Consider the following 18,357-nt stretch of genomic DNA (forward strand, 5'->3'; position numbering starts at 1 on the left):
AGTTGCCGATGTGCGCCACCGGGGTGCACCGCGAAAGTGGCGACCGCCAGAGAACAACGGCGGTTCCACGCGGTGCACCCCGACGGCCCCCGGTGACGACGGGCCCACGGCCCCTGCCCGGCGTGGCTCCCGCCACGACCGAGAGGCCCCCCTCGTGCAGCACCTCCCCTCCGGCGACACCTCCCCGCGCCACCGGATGTCGAAGAGCCGGTCCCGCCTCGTCCAGGGCCTGATGGCCGCCACCGTCGCCACCGCGGGCCTGTGCACCGCGCTGATGCCGGGCGCCCAGGCCGCCGACAACCCGTATGAGCGCGGCCCCGCCCCCAGCAATGCGAGTATCGAGGCGAGCCGCGGCTCCTACGCGGTCTCGCAGACCAGCGTCTCCTCGCTGAGCGTCAGCGGCTTCGGCGGCGGCACGATCTACTACCCGACGTCCACGGCGGACGGCACCTTCGGCGCGGTCGCCATCTCGCCCGGCTACACCGCCTACCAGTCCAGCATCGCCTGGCTCGGACCGCGGCTCGCCTCGCAGGGCTTCGTCGTCTTCACGATCGACACCAACACCACGCTGGACCAGCCCGACAGCCGGGGCCGCCAACTCCTGGCCGCGCTCGACTACCTGACCGGCACCAGCTCGGTGCGCACCCGGATCGACACCTCCCGGCTCGGCGTGATGGGCCACTCCATGGGCGGTGGCGGCACCCTGGAGGCCGCGAAGAGCCGTACCTCGCTGAAGGCGGCGATCCCCCTGACCGGCTGGAACCTCGACACCACCTGGCCCGAGGTCCGCACGCCCACCCTGATCTTCGGCGCGGACGGCGACATGATCGCCCCCGTCGCCACCCACTCCGAGCCGTTCTACCAGTCGCTGCCCAGCACGCTGGACAAGGCGTACGTGGAGCTGCGCGGGGCCACGCACTTCACCCCGAACTCCTCCAACACCACGATCGCGAAGTACAGCATTTCGTGGCTGAAGCGCTTCATCGACAACGACACCCGCTATGAGCAGTTCCTGTGCCCGTTGCCGGCCGTGAGCACGACGATCGCCGAGTCGCGGGGCAACTGCCCCCACACCTCGTAGGCCGCTGGCCACCTCGGGTGAGGGCCGGACCGCGCACAGCGGTCCGGCCCTTCGCCGTCGTGGCCCGCTCCGGGACGCGTCAGTCGTCCTCGGTGAGGAACCCGGCGACAGCGGCGGCGAATCCCGGATCGCGGACGACGGTGAGATGGTTCCCGGGCAGCACCGTCAGCCGCGACCCCGTGAGGGCGTCGGCCAGCACCTCGGGCCGCACCGCCAGAGGGTCGTCCGCCCCGGCGAGCACCAGCGTGGGTATCCGGATCCGGTCCAGCGGCAGCGCGCCCCGGTGCACCGAGCGGATCTGCGCGGCCAGGGCCAGCCGGTCGGATCCCGTGGTGTCGGCCAGGATCCGGAAACCCCGGGTCCGTTCGGGGGCGTCCGCCGCGTCCTCGGCCGTCAGCGCGGCCGCCACCAGCTCCGGCGGCATGGCCCGGGTGTCCAGCCCGCCCACCTCCACCGCACCCGCGCCGATACCGCCGACCACCAGCCGGGTGACCCGCTCGTCGTCGGCGGCCGCGAGCAGCGCCACGACCGCCCCCATCGAGTAGCCCGCCAGATGCACTTCCCCGGCACCGGTGCGGTCGATCAGCCGCCGCACGTCCCGGGCCATCACCGACTCGCCGTACAGGGCGTCGTCGTGCGGCTTGTCCGACGAGCCGTGCCCGCGGGCATCGAGCGCGAGGACCTTGCGACCCCGTGCCACCAGGGCCTCCACCACACCGGGGCCCTCCCAGTTCAGCCGGGCGTCGGCGGCGAAACCGTGCAGCAGCAGCACCGGTGGCAGCCCGGCCCGCGGACCGCGGGACCAGGACCAGTACCGCAAGGTCAGACCGTCGGCCGTACGGAATTCATCAGTCATGGCCCGACATTACGGGCGGTACGCGCGAGACCGGGCCGCGCTGTGCGTGTGCACAGCCAACTCCGCCCCACCTTGGGAGGACGCCCCGCAACCGGCCGGGCGGGAACCGGGGCCGGACGCACGTCTTCCGACACTGTTTACGCGGAAGTAACGTGCCGGTTGTGACTCCATCGACGACCGTGCACAGTCCGCTCCGGCTGTACGGCCGCAGCGGTGAACTCGCCATCCTCGACACCCTGTTGGTACGGCTCCGCAACGGAGACGGCGGCGCGCTGGTGCTCACCGCACTGCCCGGCATCGGCCGCACGGCCCTCCTGGACAAAGCCGTCGCCGCGCACCGCGAACGGCTCACCGGCCCCGTCCTGACCGCCACCGCGACCCCGGCCGAGCAACAGCTGCCGTACAGCGGGCTGCACGCCCTGCTCTGCTCCGCATCCGGCCCGCTTCCGCTGCCGCCCGACGCGGTGCTGCGCGACGGCATCACCCCTGCGGCGCTGCTCGTCCTGTTGCGGCAACTCGGCTCGGAGCAACCCCTGTTGGTGTGCGTGGACGATGCACACGCCTGGGACCCCGATTCGCGCGCCGCCCTCGCCTTCGCGGCCCGCCGGCTCGGCGCGGGCAGCCGGGTCGCGGTGGTGATCGGCGCCGGGGACGAGACGAGCTTCGCGGGGCTGCCCGCGCTCCGGCTCGGTCCTCTCGACGACGACGCGGCGGCGGCCCTCCTGGACCGGATCACCGACGCCGCGGACCAGGTCGACCCGGTGGTCCGCGCCGAACTCCTCCGGGAGGCGGCCGGTAACCCCCGGCTGCTCGCCGGACTCGCCGCCCGGCTCACGCCCGACCAGCTCGCCGGCCGTACCCCGCCGCCGTATCCGCTGCCCGGCGCCGAGGACGTCCTCGACGCCCACGCCGCCCGGCTCGACGGGCTGCCCCCGGACACCCGCATGCTGCTGCTGCTCGCGGCCGCGGCGCAGGAGCACGAGCCGGAGGGCGCCGGCGCGGACGTGACCCTTCTGCTCCGCGCGGCGACCTCGGCCGGCCTCGGCCCGGCGGCGCTCGATCTGGCCCTGCTCACCCCGGCCGGCACCGCCGGCGCCCTCCAACGCGCGGGCGAACGCGTCCACTTCAGTCATTCGCTGGTACGCCGGGCGGTCCTGCACCGCGCTTCCCCGCAGCGCCGCCGCGCGGTGCACGGCCTGCTCGCCACCTTGCTGACGACGGCCCCGGCCGACGGCCGCGGACGCGCCCGCCGGCCGCTGCGACGGGCCGCGGGGGCGGGGCGGACGGGGGGAACGGTCCATGGAGGCCCGGATTCCTCCTGGGCCGGTGCGGGGGCCGGTGGCGGTGCCGAAACCGGTGCCGGTGGCGGGGGTGCCCGGTACGTGACGCCTTCCGTTCCCCGTTCGGCCGATGGCGGGGCAACCGCTCCCGGATTCCGCGCGGGTGACGTCCGCGAGGCCGGACCCGGTTCCGGTTCCGCTGCCGGTTCACCGTTCGGGACCGGTTCGGCGCCCGGCACCGTCTCCGGTCCGGCCCGTGACGGCGCCACCCGTGCCGTGCCGGGCCTCCCGCCTCGGCAGGGAGCCCCCCGTCCGGGACCCGGGTACCCGGCCACCGGGCCGTCCGAGCTTCCCGCGCTCGTCCAGCGCGCCTGCGCCGCCGGAGGGCCCGACGACGGACTGGCCGACGCGCTGGAGGCGGCGGCCGTGGCACCCCGGCCGTACGCCGAGCGGGCGGCCGCGCTCGCCCGTGCGGCGGTGCTCTCCACCGACGAGGCGGTACGGGACGCGCGGTTCGCCGCCGCCGCCGAGCACACCCGCCTCGCGGGAGACGCGGGCCGGGCCCGCGCGCTGCTGGCCCGGATCGGCGCGCGCCCCGCGCACGGGGGAGCACATCTGGTGCGCGGACTGCTCGCCCTGCGCGACGGACCGGCCGCCGACGCCCACGAGGCCCTGCTCACCGCCGAGGCGCTGCTCGCGCCGCACGACCCGCGGCGCGCCCTCGACGCCCGGCTCGGTGCCGCCGAGGCCGCCTGGGCGATGGGGGACGCGCTCGCGTACCTCGACGCCATGACCCGTATCCCGGTCTCCGTGTCCGACCCGGCCCTCGCCCAGTACTGCGACGGCATGAGCGCGGTGCTCTGCGGACGCATCGCCGAAGGGCAGGCACTGCTGCGCCGCTGCCTCGACTCGGCCGGCCGCGCGCACGGCCCCGCTCCGCTGCTGAGGGGAGGGGCCTCGGCCCTGGTGCTGGGTGACATCGACGCCGCCTGCCGGTTCGGGACCCGGGCCCTGGCCGCCGTACGGTCGGCGGGCCCCGAGGCCCTGCTGCCGCAGGCCCTGGAACACCTGGCGTACGCCGAACTCCGGGCCGGCCGCCATGCCCCCGCCCGTGCGCACGCGCTGGAGGGCCTGCACGCCGCACGGCGTACCGGGCAGCCCAACACCGCCTCCCACCTGCACGCCGTGCTCGCCCTGGCCGCCTCCGTGGAGGGCGGCACGGAGTCCTGCGCCACCCATGCGGACGCGGCCCTCGCGGGGGCCGGGCCGCACGGACTCGCCCAGGCGGCGACCCTCGCCACCTGGGCGCTCGCCCGCGCGGACCTGGCGGCGGGGCGCTCCGGCGCAGCCGCGGCCCGCCTCGACCCGCTCGTGCGGCCCGGACCCCGGCGCGGGCACTTCGCCACCCGGATGCTCGCCGTACCGTGCTACGTCGAGGCGTCCGTCCTCGCCGGGCGGCCGGACCGGGACAGGGGAGCGGACCCGGTCGCCGACGCCGTGGCGGAGTTCGCCGTGTGGGTCACGCGCACCACCGACCCCCAGGCGCCCGCCCAGCTGGCCCGCTGCCGCGCCCTGCTGGCGGCGCCCGCCGACGTGGCAGGCCGCTACGAGGAGGCGCTCGCCCATCACGACCGCGCGGGCGGAGACTTCGAACGCGCCCGTACCCAGCTGCTGTACGGGGCGTGGCTGCGCCGGCGCCGCCGTACCCGGGAGGCAAGGGGCCCGCTGCGGGACGCCCTGGTCGCCTTCGAGCGGTGCGGTGCGCGGGCCTGGACCGATCGGGCGAGCGGGGAACTGCGGGCCGCGGGCGAAGCCGTGGAGGGCCCGGCCGCGGCCGGGGGCAGGGATCCGCTGGCCGCGCTGACTCCGCAGCAGCAGCGCATCGCCCGGTGCGTCGCCGAGGGAGCCACCAACCGTGAGGTGGCGCTGCGGCTCTCGGTGAGCACACGGACCGTCGACCACCATCTGCGCAATGTGTTCGCCGCGCTCGGTGTGCGGTCCAGGACCGAGCTGGCCAGGCTGCTGGACCGCTGAAGCCTCTCGTCCGGATCATGCCGGGCCCGCCGGGCCCGCCGAGCCTGCCGGATCATGCCGGGCCTGCCGGGCCTGCCGGGCCTGCCGGATCATGCCGGGCCTGCCGGGCCCCGTGCGTACTCCCGGAGGTCCCGGCCCCGTTCGGCCGGGGGACTCTCCGGGGTCGCGGGGCCTCCGGGCAGGCCCCGCGACCCGGTCCGGGGGCGCCGGGTGGACGGGAGGTTGCAGGACCGTGATGAGAAGAACGCCGCAGACCCCTAGGTACCGACCGGGCGGTATGCCATTCTGCGGGCGTCAGGATGATTCGGTGTGCTCATGCCCAACGCCGGGCTGGGTGAACCGGAGCCGGCCGTATTCCGGAGCCGGCCGAATCCCGGTGGAGGCCGCCATGCCGCAGGTCGTACGTTCACGGGTCAGGGCGCTGCACGGGCCGCCCCCCGTCGCGCCGATGCCGCGCCGCTTCCGTTCGCTGGCCGATCGCGAGGCCGTCGCCGTACTGCACCGGGCTGCCCGGTCGCTGGTCGAGGCGCTGCCCGAGCTGACGGACCGGCTGGTCGAGGCGCTGCGCGAGCAGGAACCCGCCTACCGCTCGGCCATCGAGGCCGACGCGGCGGAGATCTGGCAGGAGGTGCACCACTCGCTCCGGCACAACGTCGGATCACTGATCCAGCCCCGGGAGTTCCGGGACGCGGCCCACCGCACCTCGCGCCGGATCGGTGAGGTCCGGGCCGAACAGGGCCTGCCGCTCGACGCGGTCCTGCACGCCTTCCGGATGGGCGGCGCGATGGTCTGGCAGGACCTGGTGGACGACACAGCGCGCCGCCACCCCGAGGACATCCGGCTGCTGGTGCATGTCGCGGCGGACGTCTGGAACTTCGTGGACGAGCACTGCGGTGTCGTCGCGGACGCCTACCGGCAGACCGAACGCCGGCTGGCCTGGCGGCGGGAGAACCGCCAGCGCCTGATGACCGCGGCGCTGCTGGACGGCACCGCGCAGATCGCCGAACTGCCCGACGCCGCCGCGATGCTGGGGCTGCCGGAGCACGGCAGATACGCGGTTCTCGCGGTCTCCACCGCCCGCCGCGCCCCGCACGGCACCGCGCAGCCGCCGATGACGCTGCCCGCCGGTACGGACGCGCTCTGGCACCCGGGCCCCGACACGGAGTTCGCGATCCTGCCGCTGGCCCGGTCGGCGGGGGCGGCGCAACCGGTCGCACCGCTCGCCGAGGAGGCCGCGGGCCCGGCCGCCGGGGAGGGGGGCGACGGGCCGCCCGACGCACCCGCCGGGGAGGTCGACGGAGACGCTGAACTCGGCGCGCTCGCAGCCGGGTTGTGTGCCCCGCCCGGCGCCCGGGTCGGCATCAGCTCGGTCGTCGCCGGACTGGCGGCCGTCGGGGACGCCCGGCGGCTCGCCGAGACCGCCCTGCGCGCCTGCCCGGCCGGGGGCGGGGTGGTCCTGCTCGACGAGCAGCTGCCCGCCGCCCTGGTCGTCTCGTCCCCGGGGCTCGGTTCGGCGCTGGCCGCGCGGGTGCTGGGGCCACTGGACCGGCTGGACCCGGCCGACCGCGACGTGATCATCGAGACGCTCACGGCGTGGCTCGACTCGGACGGTTCCGCGCAGCGGGCGGGGGCCCGGCTCTACTGCCACCGCAACACGGTCCTGAACCGGCTCCGCCGCTTCGAGCAGCTGACCGGCCGCTGTCTCACCCGCCCGTCCGACGCGGTCGAGGTCTCCCTCGCCCTGGCGGCCCGCCGCCTGCTGACCGGCTGACCGGCTGACGGGGCGTTGCGTCGTCGGGCGTCCTCGGGCCGCCCGTTGAACGGCCGGCCCTGCGTTCTTGGGCCGTCTGTCGATCGGCCGGCGGGTGTTGCGGGGGGTTGCGTTCTCGGGTCGTCTGTCGCCCGGCCGACCGGGGTGTGTGGACGCGGCCCGCCCGCTGACCGACGGACGGGCGGGCGCGGCCGTCCCCCAGGTCCGCCTGCGGGCGGGGATGACAGGCAGGGAAGGCCGGCCGGCGAGGCATTCCGCCCCGCGCCTCGCACGTCCCGCGCCCCTCTCCACCGCCCCGCGCACGCCTCCGTCCCGCGCCCCTCTCCACCGCCTCCGTCGGAGGATGTGCCCGCGCACAGTCCTCGCCCCCGCGGTCTGTACCCGCGCAGCGCCCCCGCCCCGCCCGCTGTACGCAGGCCCCGGCGCCTGATGCCGTAACCGGCATGTCTCCAGTGCCCCCGACACCTCGCACACCCCGCGCCCCCGCGAGCGCCTGTGCATCCGCTGCCACCGCCGTCCCGGCCCCGGGACCGCGCCGGTGAGCGGCGGCTTCGACGCCCGGTCGCTGGCCGTGGTCGTCTTCCTCGGATTCGTCGCCGTGTCGCTGCTGCTGTGCGGGCTGGCCGCGGCGGACCAGGACGACCCGGAACACTTCTACGCGGGCGGCGGTTCCGCGCTCGGTCCGGCCGGGAGCGGGCTGGCCATCGCCGGTGACTACATCTCGGCCGCCACCCTGCTCTCCACCACCGGCTCCGTCGCCCTCGCGGGCTTCGACGGCATCCTCTTCGCCGTCGCCACGGTCGCCTCCCTGGTCCTGGTCATGCGGATCCTGGCCGAACCGATGCGCCGCAAGGGCGTGTTCACCCTGGGCGACTTCCTGGCGGACCGGCTCGGCGACCCGACCGTGCGCCGCGCCCTGGGGATCACCACCCTGGTCGTCCTGGCCCCCCTGCTGCTGGTCCAACTCGCCACCGCCGGCCGGGTCATGGCCTCCGTGTTCGGGCTGCCCGACGGGGCGCTCACCAGCTGCACCGTCGCCAGCGGAGCCCTGATGGTCTGCTACTCCGCCGTCGGCGGCATGCGCGGCACCGGCTACATCCAGATCGTCAAGGTCGCCGTCGTGCTGGCCGCGGTGACCCTGCTCGCCGGCCTGGTGCTCGCCCGCTACGGCTGGAACCCCTTCGCCCTCTTCGACGCCGCCCGGCACGGCAGCGGTGCGGGCAGTTCCTACGCGCGCCCCGGACTCCAGTTCGGCCACACGTTCGCCGGCACCCTGGATCTTCTCGGCTTCCAGCTGACCCTGGTCCTCGGAGCCGCCTGCATGCCGCACATCATGATGCGGCTGCACCCGATGCGCGACAGCTGGACCGTGCGCCGCGCCACCGTCTGGGCCGCGGCGCCGGTGGCCTTCCTCTGCACCGGCATCGTGGTGGTCGGCCTCGGCGCGTCCGCGCTGCTCGGCCACAAGATCATCCAGGCCGCGGACCCGGCGGGCGGTACCGCGCTGCTGCTGGTGACCGGCGCGCTCGACCCCGGCGCGGACGGGCCGCGCGAGAGCCTGCTGTTCGCGTTCGTGGCCTGCGCGGTGTTCGCCACCACGCTGGCCGCGGTGGCCGGCATCACGCTGGCCGCCGCCTCCTCCGTCGCCCGCGACTTCGCGGCGAAGGCCCGGTCCCGTACGGCCGCCCGGTCCGACCGGTCCGCCGGAGGCGAGATCCTCCGCGCCCGGCTGGCCGTCGTCGCGACCGGCGCGCTCGCCGTCTACGTGTCGATGTACACCCACGACCGCAATCCGCAGGTGCTGCTCTCGCTGTCGTTCGCCGCCGCTGCCTCCGTCCTGCCGCCGGTCCTGCTGTACGCGCTGTTCCGGCCGGGTTTCAACGCGCGCGGGGTGCGCTGGACCGTCTACGGCACGCTGCCGCTGATCGCGGTCCTGATGGTGTTCTCGCCCGCGTTCTCCGGCACCCACATCGCGCTGTTCCCGTCCCGCGACTTCCACTGGTTCCCGCTCCAGACGCCGGGGCTGGTCACGATCCCGGCCGGATTCCTCCTTGGGTACCTCGGTTCCCGTGCCGGGCGCGGGGAGCGGCCGGCGCGGGAACCGAGGCATCGCACCACTCCTGTCGCGCAGTAGAGCGACGCCCCCGGGAAGGCCGCCACCCACGCCGCCGTCAGCCGGCCCTCGTACGACCAGCACATCGAGCAGTACCCGCCGGTACCGGCAGACCTGCCGGGGTGGCCAAGGGCTGTCCCGGCGGTGATCATGCGCGTTCGGGCATGCTGTCGGGTGTGCAGGGTGCCTGAGCATGCGGGCCGCCGACAGGCGGACCCACGGACCCCGGCCGCGTGAGCGCGGTCAGGAGCAGGGCGACCGCCGTGGCGGCGGCGCCGAGGATCACGCAGGCGACGAACCCCTCTTCGAGGTCGTGTGCGGCCCCGAGCAGGGGGCCGAAGGCGGCGACACCGACGGCCGCACCGATCTGCCGGGAGGTGTTGAAGACGGCTGACGCGGCCCCGCGCAGGGAAGGGCCGACGGCGTCGATGGACTGCGAGGTCATGGTCGGTACGAGCAGCCCCGAGCTGAAACCGGCAGGAAGGAGGGCAAGCACCAGTGGCCAGAGCGCCGTCAAGGTGCCGGCCCATGCCACCGCGAGAAACGTGAGGGTCAGGACGGCTTGGCCGATGCTCAGCACGGCGGAACGCCCGATCCGTCGCGCGAGCGGGGCGGCGCAGATGCTGCCCAGGGAGATGAGGCCGGTGAGAGGCAGGAACAACAGCCCGCTCACGAGCGCGCCGAGCCCACGACCCTGCTGCAGCATGAGGCTCATCGCGAACAGCAGCCCGTAGAAGGCGAAGTTGAACAACGCGCCCTGTGCGGCCGTCGTGACGAACCCGCGATCGGAGAGGATGCCCTGCGGCAGCAGGGTTGCCCTTCCGGGCCGTCGGGTCCGGACGAGGCCGGCCGGCCCGATGGCGGCCAGCGAGGCGGCGGCGATGACCGGGGCGCTCAGCCAGCCTTGCGCGGGGCCTTGGACGAGCGCGAAGACCAGTCCGCCGATCAGTGCGGTCGCCCCACCCATGCCGACGAAATCGAGGCGGCGGCTGCCGCGCGCGGCGGTGGGCATCGACCGGATGCTCCAGAGGATGGCGGGGATGCCGATGACCACGTTGACGGCGAAGACGGCACGCCAGTCCGCGAGCGCGACGAGCGCCCCGCCCAGCAGCGGCCCGGCGGCCATTCCGACGCCCCCTGCGGCGGCCCACCAGCCGACGAGCCGGTGCCGCGCGTGTTCGCCGGTCGCGGATGCCGTGGCCAGGACGAGCGCACTCGGCAGCAACAGAGCGGCGCCCGCGCCCTGGGCCAGCCGGGCCAGGTTGAGCACCAGCATCGAAGCGGCGGCCGCGCAGACAGCGGAGGAAAGGGTGAAGACCACCAAGCCGGCCACGAAGACCCGCTTCGCGCCGAGGGTGTCCGTGATCGCGCCGGCGCCCAGCATGACGGCAGCGAAGGAGAGGGTGTAGGCGTTGACCGCCCACTCCAGCTCGGAGCGGGAGGCGTGCAGGTGCGAGGTGAGCTGAGCGAGGGTCAGGTTCACGATCGTGCCGTCGACGAAGACCATGAAGGCGGCGATCAACGCGAGTACCACCACGCCCCGACGGTGTTCGAGTGTCGTGGCACCGCTCATGCCGTGGCCTGCGGCACGCTGCCCGCCGTCGTCCGCACGTGCCCCGGCCTCATGGCGGATGCGGCCGCGACAGCCGCGGTCAGCGGATCACTGACCGGGCGGCCGAGGAGGCCCGCCAGGTCGGTGCCGGTGCCGTCCAGAAAGCCGTGCCGGACACCGGTCGCGATCGAGGACAGCATGGGCGGCTGGAACGGCAGCAGTCCGGGCACCTCGTGGAGGAGTCTGCGCCGGTACTCTCCCAGGCCTATGGCCCGGTGGCGGACCGCGAGCCCGGCCGCCACGTCCGCTGCCGTGATCGGCGCTCCGGTCAGTTCGTAGACACTCCCGTCGTGCCGTGCCGGATCGGCCGAGACGATCGCCGCAGCCTCGGCGAGGTCCGCGCGGGCGACCGCGGCCAGAGCACCGTCTCCGAACGCGGACTCCACACCGTCACCGGCCCACATCAGCAGACCGCCGAACAGTTCGGCGTACAGACCGTTGCGCAGGATCGTCCACGGCAGGCCGCAAGCACGCACGAGCCGTTCGGTCGCACGGTGCGCCAGGGCGAAACCGAGGTGGTCGCCGGCACCGGTGAGGCTCGTGTAGACGACATGGCGGACCCCGTCCCGCGACGCGGTTTCCAGGACGGCCGCGTGCCGCCCGATCACCCGGTCGTCCTCGGCGAACCCGGCGGAGACCAGTACCAGGGTCGATACACCGGCCAGGTCCATGCCCACGCGGTCGTCGAAGTCGAGCCTGCGGACCCCCACGCCGGGGGTGCGGCTGCCGCCCGTCGCCGTCGCACCGCGGGCATGGAGCGCCGCCAGCGTGGCTGAGCCGAGGTTCCCGTTCGCTCCGGTCACCAGAATCATGTCGGTCACGGTCTTTCCTCGTGGTTGTCTTCGGTAACTGAGGCTGATCCTCATCCGCCCATGTGCCGGTCACAAGGAGGCAGTTCGATGTCACCCACGCACACCGAAGTAACCGCCCAGCCCGCCGATCTGGACCCCTGCGGCCACGAGGACCACCCGGACTGCGGGATCCGCGACGTCCTGAACCGCATCGGCGACAAGTGGTCGGTGCTCGTGATCGTCGAACTCGCCGGCGGGCCATGCCGCTTCCGCGAACTGCAGCGCGCCATCGACGGAATCTCCCAGCGCATGCTCACCCTCACGGTGCGCCGGCTGGAACGCGACGGGCTGGTCGTCCGTACCGTGTACCCGACCGTCCCGGCCCAGGTCGACTACCGGCTGACGGAGACCGGGGCAAGCCTGACCCACCTGGTCAAGGCGCTGGCCGAGTGGTCCGTCGCCCATCGCTCCGGTATCGCCGAGGCGCGCCACCAGTACGACCGGGCCCACCCCGGCCACGACATCCGGTAGCGCGGCGGCGGGGTCAGGAGCACCGCGCGCCGCCGGTCCGGCCCGCACATCGCACAACTTTTATTGCGCAATAGATATTGCGCAAGATTTCTTTCCTATCTACCGTGGAGGGTATGGCAAGCAACGAATCACGCCGGGTGTCCGACCTCGGCACGCTCAAGGCGTTCGGGCACCCCCTGCGGATGAGGCTCTACCGGGCGCTCTACATCGCCCGGCAGGCCACCGCCTCCCAGCTCGCCGAGCAGGTCGACGAGCAGGTCTCGCTCGTCAGCTACCACCTGCGCAAGCTCGCCGATCACGGCCTGATCGAGGAGGCCGACCGGGAGGGCAAGGACGGCCGCGAGCGCTGGTGGCAGCCCGCGTCGAAGGGGCTGAGCTTCCACGACGAGGACTTCAGCGACGCCCCCGAGAAGGCCGCCACCCACACCGCCGTCAGCCGGCTCTCGTTCGACCAGCACATCGAGCTGTACCGCGGCTACCTCGACGCGTACCGGAGCTGGTCGCCCCAGTGGCGCAAGGCATCCAACAGTTCGGAGTACCTGGCCCGGCTGACCCCCGAGGAGCTCGGCGCGCTCAACCGCGAGCTGGATGAGGTCATCAGCCGGTACGAGGAGCAGGGCCGCGCACGCGACGAGGCCGGCGACACGGAGAACCGCGAGAACGTCGCACTTCATCTGTACGACTTCCCGTTCCGGACCTGATCCGGCGACCCGAGAGGACGACCCCGTGACCGTCACCCTCCCCACCGCCGAGGCTCCGGCCCGCCCGGCCCACCGCGACGGCAACGTCCTGCGCTGGCTCGGCGCCTACACGGCGTCCATGATCGGCGACAGCGTCTACTACATGGCCCTCGCCTGGGCCGCCGCCCGCACCGGGAGCGCCTCGCAGACCGGTCTGGTGCTCGCCGCGGGCTCCATACCCCGGGCCGTGCTGCTGCTCGGCGGGGGAGTGCTCGCGGACCGGCTCGGACCGCGCCGCGTCGTGGTCGCGAGCGACACGGCCCGCTGTCTCGTCATCCTGGGCCTGGCAGGCACGCTGCTCCTCACCTCGCCCACCGTGTGGATGCTGATCGCCGTCGCACTCGTCTTCGGCGCGGCCGACGCCCTCTTCCTGCCCGCCGTCGGAGCCCTGCCGCCGCGGATCACCGCCGCCTCCCAGCTCGCCCGCGTCCAGGGCATGCGCGGTCTCGCCACCCGCACCGCCACCGTCGTCGGCGCCCCGCTCGGCGGCGTCGCGGTCGCCCTCGGCGGCCCGGTGCTCGCCTTCGCGGCGGCGGGCGTGCTCTTCGCCGTCTCGCTGCCACTGCTGCTGGCCGTACGGATGAGCCCGCTGCCCGTGACCGGCACGGCCGGCGCGCAACCCGCGGGCACCGCCTGGCGCGAACTGGCCGACGGGCTGCGCCACATCCGCCGCCACCCGCTGCTCGGACCCCTGATGCTCGTCGTCGCCGTCAGCGAGCTGGGCTTCGTCGGACCGCTCAACCTCGGTCTGATCCTGCTCAGCGAGGAACGCGGCTGGGGCGCCTCCGGGATGGGCTGGGTCGTCGCCGCCTTCGGGACCGGCGCGGGCGCGTCGGCCCTGCTCCTCGCCGTGCGAGGCCGCGTGCCCCGGGCCGGACTCGTCATGTGCCTCACCGTGCTGGTCGGCGCGGCCGCCATCGGAGCTCTCGCGTACGCGCCCTCCGTCCCGCTCGCCGCCGGGGTCGCGTTCCTCGTCGGACTCTTCGCCGGCCTCGGCGGCGCGCTGTGCGGCGCCCTCCTCCAGACCGCCGCCGACCCCGCCTACCTGGGCCGGGTCACCTCGGTCTCCACGCTCTTCACCCACGCACTGTCACCGCTGAGCTACCCGGCCACCGGCGCTGCCGTGGCGCTCTGGGGCACCGGCCCGGTCTTCGTCGCCAGTGCCGTGCTCTGCGCGGCGGGCGCGGCGACCGGCCTGGTCCTCGCCCCGCTGCGCCGCGCCGAACTCCCCGGCTGACCGCGAGCCGGCCCGTCCTACATGCCCAGCTTCGCCGTCGTGATCCGGCCGATCGCCTCCGGCTCGCCCTCCAGCTCGACCCGCGCCGCCTCCTGCCGGCCGAACGCGAACAGCAGCAGCTCGCCCGGCTCACCTGTCACCGTCACCACCGGGGTGCCCTTGTGCGCGACCGCCGTCTGACCGTCCGGGCGGCGCAGCACCAGCCCCACCGGGGCCTTCCGCCCCAGGACCCGCGCCGCCTTCTCCGTACGCGACCACAGGACATCGGCGAAGACCGGGTCCAGCTCCCGCGCCGACCAGTCCGGCTGCGCCCGGCGCACATCCTCCGTGTGCACGTAGAACTCGACCGTGTTGGCCGCCTCGTCCAGCTGCTTCAGCCCGAACGGGGACAACCTCGGGGGACCCGTACGGATGAGCTGGATCAGCTCCTCGTACGGCTTCTCGGCGAATTCGCCCAGGACCCGGTCGAGCCGGTTCTTCAGGGGGCCGATCACCGTCCCCGCCGCCGCGTCGGGCCGGCGCTCCCGCAGCACCACATGGGCCGCCAGCTCCCGGGCCGTCCAGCCGTGGCACAGGGTCGGCGCCTCGGGGCCCACCGCTTCCAACAGGTCGGCAAGCAGAAGTCGTTCGCGCTTCGCATGGGTCGACATGTCCGCCAGCGTACGACCGGTGTCCAGCGTCCGCCCAGTGGACGCACGCCCGGAAGCCCTCCGCGCCCACGGCACAATGGGCACATGACCAGCACGCCCACGCCCGGCACCCCCCGGCCCGCCAGCGACCTCGACCCCGCCATCGCCGCCCGCCTCAAGCGCGGCGCCGACGGGCTGGTCCCGGCCATCGCCCAGCAGTACGACACCGGCGAGGTGCTGATGCTCGGCTGGATGGACGACGAGGCACTGCACCGCACCCTGACCACCGGCCGCTGCACCTACTGGTCGCGCAGCCGTCAGGAGTACTGGGTCAAGGGCGACACCTCGGGCCACATCCAGCTGGTCAAGTCCGTCGCTCTGGACTGCGACGCCGACACCGTCCTCGTCAGGGTCGACCAGACGGGCGCCGCCTGCCACACGGGCGACCGCACCTGTTTCGACGCCGACGTCCTCCCGCTCGGACAGTAGGGTCTGCCGCCATGGATCTCGACACGTTCCGCAAGCTGGCCGTCGACCGGCGCGTCATCCCCGTCACCCGCCGCCTCCTCGCGGACGGCGACACCCCGGTCGGCCTCTACCGCAAGCTCGCGGCCGAGCGCACCGGCACCTTCCTCCTGGAATCGGCGGAGAACGGCCGCACCTGGTCGCGCTACTCCTTCATCGGCGTACGCAGCGCCGCCACGCTCACCACCCGCGACGGCGAGGCCCACTGGCTCGGCACCCCGCCGGTCGGCGTCCCCGTCGACGGCGACCCGCTCCAGGCCCTGCGCGCCACCATCGAGACCCTGCACACCCCGCACGACCAGGAATCCGGACTCCCGCCCTTCACCGGCGGCATGGTCGGCTACCTCGGATACGACATCGTGCGCCGGCTGGAGAAGATCGGCGAGAGCGGCGGCGACGATCTGAAGCTCCCCGAGCTGACGATGCTGCTCACCTCCGACCTCGCCGTCCTCGACCACTGGGACGGCAGCGTGCTGCTGATCGCCAACGCGATCAACCACAACGACCTGGCCACCGGCGTCGACGAGGCGTACACCGACGCCGTCGCCCGGCTCGACGCCATGGAGCGGGACCTGCGCCGCCCCGTCGAGAACGCCCCGGCCGCTCTGCCCCCCTCCGAACTCCCGCCGTACACCGCGCTGTGGGGCGGCAAGGCCTACCAGGACGCCGTCGAGGACGTGAAGGAGCGCATCCGGGCCGGCGAGGCCTTCCAGGTCGTGCCCTCCCAGCGCTTCGAAACCCCGTGCACGGCCAGCGCGTTGGACGTCTACCGGGTGCTGCGCGCCACCAACCCCTCGCCGTACATGTACCTCTTCCGCTTCGACGGCTTCGACGTCGCCGGTTCCAGCCCCGAGGCCCTCGTCAAGGTCGAGGACGGCCGCGCGATGGTCCACCCCATCGCCGGCACCCGGCACCGCGGCGCCACCCCGCAGGAGGACCAGGCGCTCGCCGACGAACTCCTCGCCGACCCGAAGGAACGCGCCGAGCACCTGATGCTCGTCGACCTCGGCCGCAACGACCTGGGGCGGGTCTGCGAGCCGGGCAGCGTCGAGGTCGTCGACTTCATGTCGATCGAGCGGTACTCGCACGTGATGCACATCGTGTCCACCGTCACCGGCCGCGTCGCCGAGGGCCGCACCGCCTTCGACGTCCTCACCGCGTGCTTCCCGGCGGGCACCCTCTCCGGCGCCCCCAAGCCGCGCGCCATGCAGATCATCGAGGAGCTCGAACCCACCCGCCGCGGTCTGTACGGCGGCTGCGTCGGCTACCTCGACTTCGCCGGGGACTCCGACACCGCCATCGCGATCCGTACCGCGCTGCTGCGGGACGGCACGGCGTACGTCCAGGCCGGTGCCGGTGTCGTCGCCGACTCCGACCCGGTCGCCGAGGACACCGAGTGCCGCAACAAGGCCGCGGCGGTGCTGCGCGCCGTGCACACCGCCAACCGGCTCGGCGGCAACTGAGACGACCGGCACACGGGGGGCGGTCGGCCATCACGGGGCCGTAAGGGATAGTGGAGTACGTGAGCGCTGTCCCCGTACCCCAGCCCCGTGCCGAAGCCGCCGCCGCGCCCGACAGCGCGGGAAGCCGCCGAAGTCTGGCAGCCGGCCTGCTCCTCGGGGCTGCCGGAGCCACCGTCGTCCTGCTCGCCTCCGGGCAGACCTGGGCCGGTGGCAAGGCCGCGGTCGGCGGCGGCACCCTGGCACTGAACGCCGACGGACAGGACGTCACCGGCCTCCCGGCGGCCCTGGCCATAGTCGGCCTGGCCGCCCTCGTCGCCGTCTTCGCCGTCCGCGGCGCCAGCCGGCTGGCCGTCGCGGGGCTCCTGGCCCTCAGCGGCCTCGGCGCCGCGGTGAGCGCCTACCTCGGCGCGTCCGACAGCGCGGCACTCGACGAGAAGGCCGCGCAGACCACCGGCGACACCTCCGCCACCATCGAGGCCCTCAGCCACACCGCCTGGCCCTACGTCACCGCGGCAGGCGGCCTGCTGATCCTGCTCGCCGGGCTCCTCGCCCTGCGCTTCGGCAGCCGCTGGCCCACGATGTCCGGACGGTACGAGCGCGACGGCACCCCGCGTCCCCGCAAGGCCCCCCGCGCCGCCCCGGACCCCGACCGGCCCGAGGACCTGTGGAAGGCCCTGGACCGCGGCGAGGACCCGACGCGCGAGGCATGACCCCCAGCTCACGCCGCACCCACGCGTACGGGACAATGACCGTGAGCTCGCAGCACAGCGGCACCCACAGCGGCACGGTCGCGGCGACCACGAGCGATACCAACAGCGCAACACCAACGAGGAGCAACTCATGGCGGGCAGCAGCCACGGACACACCCCGGCCGCCTGGACCGGTGTCATCATCGCCTTCATCGGCTTCTGCATCGCGGGCGTCTTCATGGTCGCGGCCAACCCGCTCGGCTTCTGGGCCGGAATCGTCGTCGTGTTCGTCGGCGGGATCGTCGGCCTCGCGATGAAGGCCGCCGGCCTCGGCATGCCGAAGGAGTCGGCGGAGCTGGCAGCGGCCCGGGCCCGCGCCGGGCAGGCGCAGACCTCCTGAACCGGTTCCCGCGACGCAAGGCGCAGCCCGTCCGGGCTGCGCCTTTCCGTGTCAGCGGCGACAATCACCGAGTGGACGCATCGCCTTCTCCCGCCGCTCCGCCGGTGCCGGGCCCCCAGCAGGTGCCCGGCCCGCCGCCGACGCACGGCCACCCCGGCCCCCCGCCCGCTCCCGCCCCCGCCTCGCGGCTCCGGCGGATCGCCACTCCGGCCGCCGTCCTGGCCGTCGTCGTCGGGGCCTTCGCCTACGTCGGCACCGTCGACCCGAACGAACCGGGGCACTACCCGGTCTGCCCGCTGCTCCGGCTCACCGGCATCTACTGCCCCGGCTGCGGCGGGCTGCGCAGCGCCCACGCCTTCGCGCACGGTGACCTCGTGGCGGCGCTCGGCTCCAACGCCGCGGCCGTCATCGGCTACGCCGCCTTCGCCGTGCTCTGGGTCCTGTGGATGGTCCGCGCGGCCGCCGGGAGACCGCTGCGGATCGACCTCAAGCCGGTCCACTGGTGGGCGCTCGGAACCGTGCTGCTGGTCTTCTCCGTGGTCCGGAACCTGCCGTTCGGATCGGCGCTGGCGCCGTGATTGCCCAGGTAGTGGGACATCCACCGG

General features: G+C 74.3%; 16 protein-coding genes. 12 read left to right on the forward strand and 4 right to left on the reverse strand.

The window, feature by feature from the left end:
* Positions 1-196: 196 nt before the first annotated feature.
* Entirely contained in the window at positions 197-1,081 is an 885-nt protein-coding gene (locus tag ACGFZA_RS33665) for an alpha/beta hydrolase family protein (RefSeq protein ID WP_393684403.1), read from the forward strand.
* Between the two features lie 79 nt (positions 1,082-1,160).
* On the opposite strand, the gene ACGFZA_RS33670 is transcribed toward ACGFZA_RS33665, so the two are convergent.
* Entirely contained in the window at positions 1,161-1,937 is a 777-nt protein-coding gene (locus ACGFZA_RS33670; RefSeq protein ID WP_393684175.1) for an alpha/beta fold hydrolase, read from the reverse strand.
* A gap of 161 nt (positions 1,938-2,098) precedes the next feature.
* On the opposite strand from ACGFZA_RS33670, the gene ACGFZA_RS33675 reads away from it, so the two are divergent.
* The 3 genes from ACGFZA_RS33675 (at position 2,099) to ACGFZA_RS33685 (ending at position 9,156) form a co-directional block, all read left to right on the forward strand.
* Complete coding sequence (locus tag ACGFZA_RS33675) at positions 2,099-5,251, forward strand: LuxR C-terminal-related transcriptional regulator (RefSeq protein ID WP_393684177.1); 3,153 nt, start codon at positions 2,099-2,101, stop codon at positions 5,249-5,251.
* A gap of 388 nt (positions 5,252-5,639) precedes the next feature.
* Positions 5,640-7,022, forward strand: a complete 1,383-nt coding sequence (locus ACGFZA_RS33680) for a helix-turn-helix domain-containing protein (RefSeq protein ID WP_385279552.1) — start codon at positions 5,640-5,642, stop codon at positions 7,020-7,022.
* 538 nt (positions 7,023-7,560) lie between these two features.
* Positions 7,561-9,156: a cation acetate symporter gene (locus tag ACGFZA_RS33685; RefSeq protein WP_393684180.1), complete on the forward strand. Its 1,596-nt coding sequence runs from the start codon at positions 7,561-7,563 to the stop codon at positions 9,154-9,156.
* 127 nt (positions 9,157-9,283) lie between these two features.
* Here the strand turns inward: ACGFZA_RS33685 and ACGFZA_RS33690 are convergent, their stop codons facing one another.
* Both ACGFZA_RS33690 and ACGFZA_RS33695 read right to left on the reverse strand, forming a co-directional pair.
* Positions 9,284-10,708, reverse strand: coding sequence for an MFS transporter (locus tag ACGFZA_RS33690; RefSeq protein WP_393684182.1), 1,425 nt, complete (start codon positions 10,706-10,708; stop codon positions 9,284-9,286).
* Positions 10,705-11,559, reverse strand: a complete 855-nt coding sequence (locus tag ACGFZA_RS33695) for an NAD(P)H-binding protein (protein WP_393684405.1) — start codon at positions 11,557-11,559, stop codon at positions 10,705-10,707. The genes ACGFZA_RS33690 and ACGFZA_RS33695 overlap by 4 nt, the downstream gene beginning before the upstream one ends.
* A gap of 87 nt (positions 11,560-11,646) precedes the next feature.
* Here ACGFZA_RS33695 and ACGFZA_RS33700 point away from each other — a divergent pair, with 87 nt between their 5' ends.
* The 3 genes from ACGFZA_RS33700 (at position 11,647) to ACGFZA_RS33710 (ending at position 14,046) form a co-directional block, all read left to right on the forward strand.
* The gene (locus tag ACGFZA_RS33700) at positions 11,647-12,069 is read left to right on the forward strand and encodes a winged helix-turn-helix transcriptional regulator (RefSeq protein WP_385279561.1); all 423 of its coding nucleotides are present in this window, start codon (positions 11,647-11,649) and stop codon (positions 12,067-12,069) included.
* Between the two features lie 113 nt (positions 12,070-12,182).
* Positions 12,183-12,770, forward strand: coding sequence for an ArsR/SmtB family transcription factor (locus ACGFZA_RS33705; protein WP_393684184.1), 588 nt, complete (start codon positions 12,183-12,185; stop codon positions 12,768-12,770).
* A 25-nt stretch (positions 12,771-12,795) separates the two neighbouring features.
* Complete coding sequence (locus tag ACGFZA_RS33710) at positions 12,796-14,046, forward strand: MFS transporter (protein WP_393684186.1); 1,251 nt, start codon at positions 12,796-12,798, stop codon at positions 14,044-14,046.
* 17 nt (positions 14,047-14,063) lie between these two features.
* Here the strand turns inward: ACGFZA_RS33710 and ACGFZA_RS33715 are convergent, their stop codons facing one another.
* Positions 14,064-14,696: a TIGR03085 family metal-binding protein gene (locus ACGFZA_RS33715; RefSeq protein ID WP_385279568.1), complete on the reverse strand. Its 633-nt coding sequence runs from the start codon at positions 14,694-14,696 to the stop codon at positions 14,064-14,066.
* A gap of 84 nt (positions 14,697-14,780) precedes the next feature.
* Between ACGFZA_RS33715 and hisI the strand changes: the two genes are divergently transcribed.
* The 5 genes from hisI (at position 14,781) to ACGFZA_RS33740 (ending at position 18,330) form a co-directional block, all read left to right on the forward strand.
* Positions 14,781-15,164: a phosphoribosyl-AMP cyclohydrolase gene (gene hisI / locus ACGFZA_RS33720; RefSeq protein WP_374779891.1), complete on the forward strand. Its 384-nt coding sequence runs from the start codon at positions 14,781-14,783 to the stop codon at positions 15,162-15,164.
* Positions 15,165-15,175: 11 nt separating this feature from the next.
* Complete coding sequence (locus ACGFZA_RS33725) at positions 15,176-16,663, forward strand: anthranilate synthase component I (protein ID WP_385279571.1); 1,488 nt, start codon at positions 15,176-15,178, stop codon at positions 16,661-16,663.
* A 50-nt stretch (positions 16,664-16,713) separates the two neighbouring features.
* Complete coding sequence (locus ACGFZA_RS33730) at positions 16,714-17,373, forward strand: TIGR02234 family membrane protein (RefSeq protein ID WP_393684189.1); 660 nt, start codon at positions 16,714-16,716, stop codon at positions 17,371-17,373.
* A gap of 130 nt (positions 17,374-17,503) precedes the next feature.
* Entirely contained in the window at positions 17,504-17,752 is a 249-nt protein-coding gene (locus ACGFZA_RS33735; RefSeq protein ID WP_148022565.1) for an HGxxPAAW family protein, read from the forward strand.
* 71 nt (positions 17,753-17,823) lie between these two features.
* A complete protein-coding gene (locus ACGFZA_RS33740) occupies positions 17,824-18,330 on the forward strand; it encodes a DUF2752 domain-containing protein (RefSeq protein WP_393684192.1) in 507 nt (168 codons plus the stop codon).
* The last annotated feature ends 27 nt before the right edge of the window (positions 18,331-18,357 follow it).

Source organism: Streptomyces sp. NPDC048211 (assembly GCF_043202315.1).
In the GTDB taxonomy this organism is placed as follows: domain Bacteria; phylum Actinomycetota; class Actinomycetes; order Streptomycetales; family Streptomycetaceae; genus Streptomyces.